Here is an 8,747-nt window from a genome sequence, read left to right on the forward strand (position 1 = left end):
CCGCAGACCAGGTGACCTGCCAAGGGAACCCCACAGGAGAGACATGACGATGACCTCTGCCCGAACTGCCCTGGTCACCGGCGGGGCCAGCGGCCTGGGCGCCGCTACCGCCGGACGTTTGCGGGCCGACGGGGTCAAGGTGACCACGCTCGACCTCGTCGGCGTCGGCGCCGACGTCGAGGCGGACGTGACGGACGAGTCGGCCCTGGCGCAACTGGCCGCCAACATCGGACCGTTGGACATCCTGGTGAACTCCGCCGGCATCGTCGGACCGAACGCCCCGCTCGTCGACACCACGCCCGAGCAGTGGCGCCGCGTCCTCGACGTCAACGTCAACGTCAACGTCATCGGGACCGTGAACACCATGCGCGCCTTCGTGCCCGGCATGCGCGAGCGCAGCTGGGGTCGCGTCGTCAACTTCGCCGGCATGGCCGGCAGGGACGGCAGGGACGGCAGGGACTGCAGGGACGGCAGGGACTGCAGGGACGGCAGGGACGGCAACCCCAACCTGTCGATCTGCTCCGCCTCCAAGGGGGCCGTGATCGCCCTGACCAAGTCCGCCGGCAAGGAGCCGACCACCAGCGGCGTCCTGGGGACCTAAAGACGACCTGCATCGAAGGCGACCCGAATCCAGGCGTCCAAGCGCGATGAGTTTCGTCATGATTCCTCGTCTGTATCCACAACAGATCGTCAGCCGCACTCGAGGAGAGCACCATGACCGCTATCTACACCTGGGATGTCTTTGCCACCCTCGACGGCTACGGCTCCTACGGCCCCGACGGCGACTGGGGCGGCTACTGGGGAAAACAGGGTCCTGAGTTCCTTGACAACCGCCTCGCCGTGATCAGCGAAGAGCAGCGGATGGTTCTCGGGGCCAACACCTTTCGGCAGTTCGTGGAGCTGCTGGGTCCGATCCCGGAGGCCGACCTCGACCCGGTGAACTCCCGGATGCGAAGCATGCCGACAACGGTGGTGTCGACGATACTCGCAGGACCCTTCGCCTGGCCGGACGTGACCGTCGTGGCCGGCGACGCCGTCGACGTCGTCGCCCGGCTCAAGGAGGAGTCCGAGGTGCCGTTGCGCTCGCACGGCAGCCTGTCGTTGAACCGGGCGCTGATGGCCGCCGGGCTCGTCGACCGCGTCCAGGTGACGATCTTCCCTGTGATCAGCGGTCAGACCGGGACCGACCCGATCTTCGAGGGCGCGGCCGACTTCGACCTCGAGCTGATCGAGAGCCGGACGTTCGACGGCCACACCCAAGAGATCATCTACCGGCCCACCCTGCACAGCTGAACACGACCATGCACTGCACCAGGCCCAGCGCTCTGAAGTTCGCCTCGGTGAGGCCGACCATCGTTCTTTCCACTCTGCCCGTGGCCCGTTCTTGACGACCGCCGGCCTACGACCGTTGGCCAGCCCGGTGCGGCGCTCTGCCGGGGGGTCAGCCTCGTGGGATGACCCGTGCAACTCAGGGGCCTGGCAAACGGGCTTGAGGACGGACCGCCGGAATTCAAGTCCGCGGTTGTCTCGCCCATTCCCGGCAGCGTGGCCTCGATCCCTCATCGCTGAGTACGGGCTGAGTACGGGATCGGTCAGGCCCGGGAGATCCTTGCCGTCACCGGTCATCGGGCCACAAACGGAACGCGACGTGCCCGGTCAGCGGGCGCACCATCCGGACATAGGTCGAACCGCGTTCACCTGCACCGCTCCCGTGTCTCGGCGGATCGTCACCCCCGCCCGCAAGGTGGATCGCTCCACAGAGCTCCGCCGTCCGGGTCCCGGTGCGGGCCCAGCTCCGGCCCGGTCGTGATGCACACGGGCGCACCAACGCGCGCTTCCACGGACGCAGGTCACGGCCGTGGAAGCGCCATCGGCGCGGATACTCCGCGCCACGCGGCCCCGTGGGCCACCGCACGCGGCCGGCCATCGCACGGTCTCATACTCTCTCCGGGTTCATGGCGCACAGGAGGTGGCGATGTCACCGCGTTTCGACAGCGTCACCTAATTGTTATGGCGGATGACAAATAGCGCCTCCCGCACTCTGGCGCACGGGTTCCGGGGCGCCGTAAGTTCCCGCTCACAACATTCAGCCGGGCGGATCACCCGACACCCGGCAATTCGTCCGAGAGCGCGCTTCTCGCCTTCCTTCTCACCACCCTCGTACGTCCGGTCGTCCGGCCGTAACACCAGAAAGGACCCTGCCCATGCGCAAGGGACTCCTCCTCACCGCCGCCTCGGTGGCACTGGTCAGCTCGCTCACCGCCTGTGGCGACGACTCGTCGAGCGGCAGTGACTCCGGCTCCGACGCCAAGCCGAAGATCGGCGTGATCCTCCCGGACAGCAAGTCCTCGGCCCGCTGGGAGACCGCGGACCGCAAGTACCTCTCCGAGGCGTTCAAGGCGGCCGGCGTCGAGTACGACATCCAGAACGCGCAGGGCGACAAGCAGGAGTTCCAGACCATCGCGGACCAGATGATCACCAGCGGCGTGAACGTCCTGGTGATCGTGAACCTGGACAGCGGCACGGGTAAGGCGGTTCTGGACAAGGCCAAGGCGCAGGGCGTCGCCACGATCGACTACGACCGGCTCACCCTCGGCGGCTCCGCCCAGTACTACGTGAGCTTCGACAACACCGCGGTCGGCAAGCTGCAGGGCGAGGGCCTCAGCAAGTGCCTGAGCGACATGAAGGCCAAGAAGCCCATCGTCGCCACGCTCAACGGCTCCCCGACGGACAACAACGCCACTCTCTTCGCCGAGGGCTACAACGGCGTCCTCGACCCGAAGTACAAGTCGGGCGACTACGTGAAGGGCCCGGACCAGTCCGTCCCGGACTGGGACAACGCCCAGGCCGGCACCATCTTCGAGCAGATGCTCACCAGCGAGCCCAAGGTTGACGGCGTGCTCGCCGCCAACGACGGTCTCGGCAACGCGGCCATCGCCGTCCTGCGCAAGCAGAACCGCAACGGCGAGGTCCCGGTCACCGGCCAGGACGCCACTGTGCAGGGCCTGCAGAACATCCTCGCGGGCGACCAGTGCATGACCGTCTACAAGGCGGTCAAGAAGGAGGCCGACGCCACGGCCAGGCTCGCCATCTCCCTCGCCAAGGGCGAGAAGGGCGAGACGAACGCGACCGTCGAGGACCCCGAGGGCAAGCGCAAGGTCCCGTCCGTGCTGGAGACGCCGGTGGCCATTTACAAGGACAACGTCAAGGACGTCGTGGACGACGGCTTCGTCACCAAGGCAGAGCTGTGCACGGGCAAGTACGCCGCCCTGTGCGCCAAGGCCGGCATCAAGTAGCCCTGACCGGCCGACCGGACCGTTACCCCTGGTCCGGCCGGCCCGACCGCGGGTCCCGGGGCTCCCACCTCCCCGGGACCCGCGACCTCACGACCGTAAGGAGCCGTCTTACATGACAGCGACCCCGATCCTTCGACTGCGCGGGATCGACAAGAGCTTCGGTGCCGTGCAGGTACTGCACGACGTGTCCTTCGACGTCCACCCGGGGGAGGTGACCGCCCTCGTCGGAGACAACGGCGCGGGCAAGTCCACCCTGGTCAAGTGCATCGGCGGGATCCACCCGTTCGACGGCGGCGAGTACTGGTTCGAAGGTGAGCAGGTCCAGGTGCACAGCCCGCGTGAGGCGGCGGCCCTGGGCGTCGAGATCGTATACCAGGACCTGGCGCTCTGCGACAACCTCGACATCGTGCAGAACATGTTCCTCGGCCGCGAGAAGCGCCGGGGACTCGTCCTGGACGACGCGACGATGGAGGAGATGGCCGCCCAGACCCTCGAAGGTCTTTCGGTCCGTACCGTCAAGTCCATCCGTCAGCAGGTCTCCAGTCTCTCCGGCGGCCAGCGGCAGACCGTGGCCATCGCCAAGGCCGTGCTGTGGAACAGCAAGGTCGTCGTCCTGGACGAGCCGACCGCCGCGCTCGGTGTCGCCCAGACGGCACAGGTCCTCGAACTGGTCCGGCGGCTGGCCGACAACGGTCTCGCCGTGGTCCTGATCTCGCACAACATGAACGACGTCTTCGCGGTGTCCGACCGGATCGCCGCCCTCTATCTGGGCCGGATGGCCGCCCAGGTCAGCACGTCGGACGTGACGCACTCCCAGGTCGTCGAACTCATCACCTCAGGCCGCAGCGGGGACCTCGGCCTCGCCCACAGCAACGGAGTCACCGCATGACCGCCGCAGTCGCCCCCGAGAAGCCGGAGCTGCCCCGCGGTCCCGGTACGCCGAAGAAGAACGGAGCGGCCGAGGCCGCGAGTCTGCGCTCGGTCGCCCGGAACTACGTCGAGCGGGTACGGGGCGGCGAGTTGGGCGCCCTCCCCGCCGTACTCGGCCTGATCGTCCTGTGCGTGTTCTTCGCCGCCCTGCGCCCGGTCTTCCTGTCCGAGCTGAACTTCGCCAACCTGCTGACCCAGGGCGCGGGCAGCATCGCCATCGCCATGGGCCTGGTCTTCGTCCTCCTCCTCGGCGAGATAGACCTGTCCGCGGGGTACGCCAGCGGGGTCTGCGCCGCCGTCCTGGCCATCCTGCTCACCGACCACGGATGGCCCTGGTACGGCGCGGCGGCCGCGGCGATCCTCAGCGGCACGGTCATCGGCCTGCTGCTCGGCCTGCTGGTGGCGAAGGTCGGCATCCCCTCCTTCGTGGTCACCCTGGCCGCCTTCCTCGGGTTCCAGGGCATCGTGCTGATGCTGCTGAAGGAAGGCACCAACATCTCCATCCGCGACCAGACGATCCTGGCCGTCGCCAACAACAACCTCTCCCCCGCGCTGGGTTGGGTACTGCTCGCCGTCAGTGTCGGGGCGTACGCGGCGATCCAGCTCCGGAAGAACCGCAACCGCCGGCAGCGCGCGCTCGCCCCCGCTCCACTCACCCTGCTCGCAGTCAGGATCGGCGGCCTGGCGGTGCTCGGTGCGATCGCCGTCCACCTGCTCAACCAGGAGCGCAGCCGCAACGTCATCGTCGACTCGCTCAAGGGCGTGCCGATCGTGGTGCCGGTCATCGCCGTCCTGCTCGTCGCCGGTACGTTCCTGCTCCAGCGCACCTCGTTCGGCCTGCACATCTACGCGGTGGGCGGTAACGCCGAGGCGGCCCGCCGGGCCGGCATCAACGTGGCAGCCATCCGGATCTCCGCGTTCGTCATCTGCTCGTCCCTGGCCGCGGTCGGCGGCATCATCGCCGCGTCCCGGGGCAACTCGGTCGACCCCAACACCGGTGGCAGCAACGTGCTGCTGCTGGCGGTCGGCGCCGCCGTGATCGGCGGGACGAGCCTGTTCGGCGGGCGGGGCAGGGTCGTCGACGCCGTGCTCGGCGGCATGGTGGTCGCGGTCATCCAGAACGGCATGGGCCTGATGGGGTACAGCTCAGGGGTCAAGTACGCTGTCACGGGTTCGGTTCTGCTGGTGGCCGCAGGCGTGGATGCGCTGTCCCGTCGCCGGGCCGTACAACGATGAGGTCTGGGGCTCCATGAAAGCCGGTCCCTCGCAGGAGGAGATTCGCCGGCACAACCTGGGCACCCTGCTCCGTCATGTGCACATCGGCGGATCCATGTCGCGGGCCGTCCTGGCCGAGCGCATGGGACTCAACCGCAGCACCATCCTGGGTCTGGTGAGCGAGTTGGGCTCGGCCGGCCTGGTCCGTGAGGAACTGCCCCGTGAGACCGGCAGGGCCGGCCGGCCGTCCCTGGTCGTACGGCCCGAGTCCGACCGCGTGTACGTCCTCGCCTTCGACGTGGGCGTGGACCGGCTGGCCGTCGCGCGCATCGGCCTGGGCGGGGTCTTCCTCGACCACAGGGAGATCCCCGTGCTTCCCGGCCATCGCGACGCCGGGAAGGTGACCGAGGTCCTCGCCGGCTCCGCGCTGGACATGGTGGGCACGGCACAGCGCGGCACCTACTGCGTCGGCGTGGCCGCCGCCGTCCGCGGGATGGTGCGCCGACCCGACGGTCTCGTCCGCGCCGCGCCCTATCTCGGCTGGGAGGACGAGGAGTTCGGCGAGGACCTCATGCGCCGGCTGGGCCTCGGCCTTCCCGTCTCGGTGGGTAACGAGGCCAGTCTCGGTGCGCTCGCGGAGCACCTGCGCGGTGCCGGGACCGGCTGCCAGGACCTCGTGTACCTGCATGGCGACATCGGCATCGGCGGCGGTGTCATCACTGGTGGCCAACTGCTGGGCGGCGACTGCGGATACGGCGGGGAGATCGGGCACATGGTCGTCAACCCGCGGAATGGCAGGCCCTGTGGCTGCGGGGCGCGCGGCTGCCTCGAAGCCGAGGCAGGGGAGCGCGCCCTGCTGGAGATCGCGCAGCGCGACCCGGCGGCCACCGGCCGGGAAGCCGTACGCGCCGTCGTCGAAGCGGCCGACCGGGGCGACATCACCGCCCGCGCCGCCCTGCACGACGTCGGCGACTGGCTCGGCATCGGCGTCGCCAACCTGGTCAATGTGCTCAACCCGCGCACGGTCATCTTCGGCGGGACGCTCCGCGAGGTGTTTCTCGGCTCGGCCGCCCAGATCCGCAGCCGTATCAACCGCCTTGCCCTCACAGCCTCCCGCGAGAACCTGCGGCTGCGCGTGGGGGAACTCGGCGACGACGCGGTGCTCATCGGAGCCGCCGAACTCGCCTTCTCCGAGATCCTGGTCGGCCCTCTGGAGACACTGGCCCGCGCCGGTGCGTAGCCAGTACGCCGGCGCGAACGGCACGAAGCCAGACCGCGGCGCTTACCCCGGATCGCGTCCGTGACATTCACCACCGCCGACGAGGCGATCCAGCGCCCGGCGGCCCTGTGACTCGGATGCGCCGACTGCTGTACGAGCGGTCGCAGTACTCGAGCGTTGCGAGACTCGCCCCCGGCCGGGTGGTGAAGGTGCGGCCGCAGATGCATGCACGCCTGTCAACTGCGGGCGCCGGGCACGTCGATGAACGGTGCTCGATCGAGCACCGTGAGGGCCTGCTGACGCTCGCCATTCGGCTCCGGCCCCAAATCGAGCGGCCCAGCTCAAGGGTGTAGCTCGTCTTAAGGGAAGAGCGCGATCAAGCGATGGCTTGAGCGTGTCAGGGTTCCCGACTGCTGCGGCCACCGCGGCCCGCAGTTCGGCTGTGTTCACCCCGACCTCGACACGGCGAGCGGCATCCTGGCCCGCGGCGGCACCATCCTCGGCTCCCCCGGGTCCGTCCCGAGCACCTGCGCGACGGGGTGGAGAGAGCCAGGGGCCGCCTCCCCGGGCTCGACGCGATCATCCCGATTGGCGGCGAGGGCGCGCCGAAGCCAGCCTGCCTGCGTCCCGGCAGAGCGGCACAACGAGGCGGAATGCGTGGCGTGACATGAGCTTCCGCCCGCGCCCCGCGCCTGCACCGGAGATCGGTAAAACAGTTGCCCGCCCAAGCCCCCCACGACCGCGTCATCATCGGGACCCGACCGCCCCTCACGTCCCAGGGAGACCGCGATGACCACCGCCCCCTTCCCGGACATCGTCCGCACCGGCACGGTCGTGATCGGCACGCGGTACGTCGGAGACCCCGACCAGCAGCAGCTCGTCACCGATTGCGAAACCCATACGCTGGACCGCACTCCCCCGCCGCGCGGCCTCACCGCCGTGAGCTGGTTCGTGAGCACGGACGGCGAGACCGTGCTGACGCTCGCGCAATGGGAGGGCGCCGATCTCGGCCCACTTCCTGCACAGCGTCGACGGCAGCCGCGTCCTGCTGTACACCGAGTGGACCAGCGTCGAGGCGCACCAGGAGGCCGCCGGGGCCGGTGACCATGACGAGGGGCACGAGATCTTCGCCGGCACGCCCGGGGTACGGCCCACCGGCGGCGGGCGCTACCACCTGCACCGCGCCCGGCCCCTCCCCCTGCGGTGACCGAGGCGCCCGGCGTCGCACACGCCCCGCATCGACCGTGCGGGCAGTGGATCATCCCGGCAGACTCTCCGGTAACGTGAGGGTATGAGCCATCCGCACCCAGAACTCAAAGCCGCCCCGCCGCTACCTGACGGAGGACTGAGGGTCACCGCCCTGGGTGGCCTGGGCGAAATCGGCCGGAACATGACCGTCTTCGAGCATGCGGGCAAGCTGCTGATCGTCGACTGCGGTGTGCTGTTTCCGGAGGAGACCCAGCCCGGCGTGGATGTGATCCTGCCCGACTTCACCTCGATCCGGGACCGCCTCGACGACATCGTGGCCGTCGTCCTCACCCACGGGCACGAGGACCACATCGGGGGCGTGCCCTATCTGCTGCGCGAGCGGTCCGACATCCCTGTCGTCGGCTCGAAACTCACCCTCGCCTTCCTGGAGGCCAAGCTCAAGGAGCACGGCATCCGGCCACGCGCGGTGCGCGTGCGGGAGGGCGACCGGCGCGGCTTCGGCCCCTTCGACTGCGAGTTCGTGGCGGTCAACCACTCCATCCCGGACAGCCTCGCGGTGGCCCTGCGCACCAGCGCCGGGATGGTGCTGCACACCGGTGACTTCAAGATGGACCAGTTCCCCCTCGACGACCGGATCACCGACCTGCGCGCCTTCGCCCGCCTCGGCGAGGAGGGCGTGGACCTGTTCCTCACCGACTCCACCAACGCCGAAGTACCCGGCTTCACCACCTCCGAACGCGAACTGAACCCCGCGATCGAACAGGTGATGCGCACCGCACCGCGGCGGGTCATCGTCTCCAGCTTCGCCAGCCATGTGCACCGCATCCAGCAGGTCCTGGACGCCGCCCACCAGCACGGCCGCAAGGTCGCCTTCGTGG

8 protein-coding genes and 1 pseudogene are annotated in these 8,747 nt (G+C 69.2%); all 9 read left to right on the forward strand.

Annotated features, from left to right (window positions below):
• Positions 1-43 precede the first annotated feature (43 nt).
• Positions 44-601, forward strand: a complete 558-nt coding sequence (locus GAS53_RS45065; protein WP_225859497.1) for an SDR family NAD(P)-dependent oxidoreductase — start codon at positions 44-46, stop codon at positions 599-601.
• Positions 602-714: 113 nt separating this feature from the next.
• Complete coding sequence (locus GAS53_RS45070) at positions 715-1,293, forward strand: dihydrofolate reductase family protein (RefSeq protein ID WP_151483587.1); 579 nt, start codon at positions 715-717, stop codon at positions 1,291-1,293.
• Between the two features lie 911 nt (positions 1,294-2,204).
• Positions 2,205-3,296 carry a sugar ABC transporter substrate-binding protein gene (locus tag GAS53_RS45075; protein ID WP_151483588.1) on the forward strand — a complete coding sequence of 364 codons (1,092 nt, stop codon included), beginning with the start codon at positions 2,205-2,207 and terminating at the stop codon, positions 3,294-3,296.
• A 112-nt stretch (positions 3,297-3,408) separates the two neighbouring features.
• Entirely contained in the window at positions 3,409-4,185 is a 777-nt protein-coding gene (locus GAS53_RS45080; RefSeq protein ID WP_151483589.1) for an ATP-binding cassette domain-containing protein, read from the forward strand.
• Positions 4,182-5,462, forward strand: a complete 1,281-nt coding sequence (locus GAS53_RS45085; RefSeq protein ID WP_151483590.1) for a sugar ABC transporter permease — start codon at positions 4,182-4,184, stop codon at positions 5,460-5,462. The genes GAS53_RS45080 and GAS53_RS45085 overlap by 4 nt, the downstream gene beginning before the upstream one ends.
• Before the next feature lie 13 nt (positions 5,463-5,475).
• Positions 5,476-6,681: an ROK family transcriptional regulator gene (locus GAS53_RS45090; RefSeq protein ID WP_151483591.1), complete on the forward strand. Its 1,206-nt coding sequence runs from the start codon at positions 5,476-5,478 to the stop codon at positions 6,679-6,681.
• A gap of 432 nt (positions 6,682-7,113) precedes the next feature.
• Positions 7,114-7,283, forward strand: a pseudogene (locus tag GAS53_RS45095) (6-phosphofructokinase); the annotation flags it as partial.
• 166 nt (positions 7,284-7,449) lie between these two features.
• The gene (locus GAS53_RS55675; RefSeq protein ID WP_192583564.1) at positions 7,450-7,764 is read left to right on the forward strand and encodes a hypothetical protein; all 315 of its coding nucleotides are present in this window, start codon (positions 7,450-7,452) and stop codon (positions 7,762-7,764) included.
• Between the two features lie 187 nt (positions 7,765-7,951).
• The coding region (locus GAS53_RS45100; RefSeq protein WP_151483605.1) for a ribonuclease J at positions 7,952-8,747 on the forward strand (796 nt) is incomplete at its 3' end.

It is taken from the genome of Streptomyces albicerus (assembly GCF_008905045.1).
GTDB classification, from domain to species: domain Bacteria; phylum Actinomycetota; class Actinomycetes; order Streptomycetales; family Streptomycetaceae; genus Streptomyces; species Streptomyces albicerus.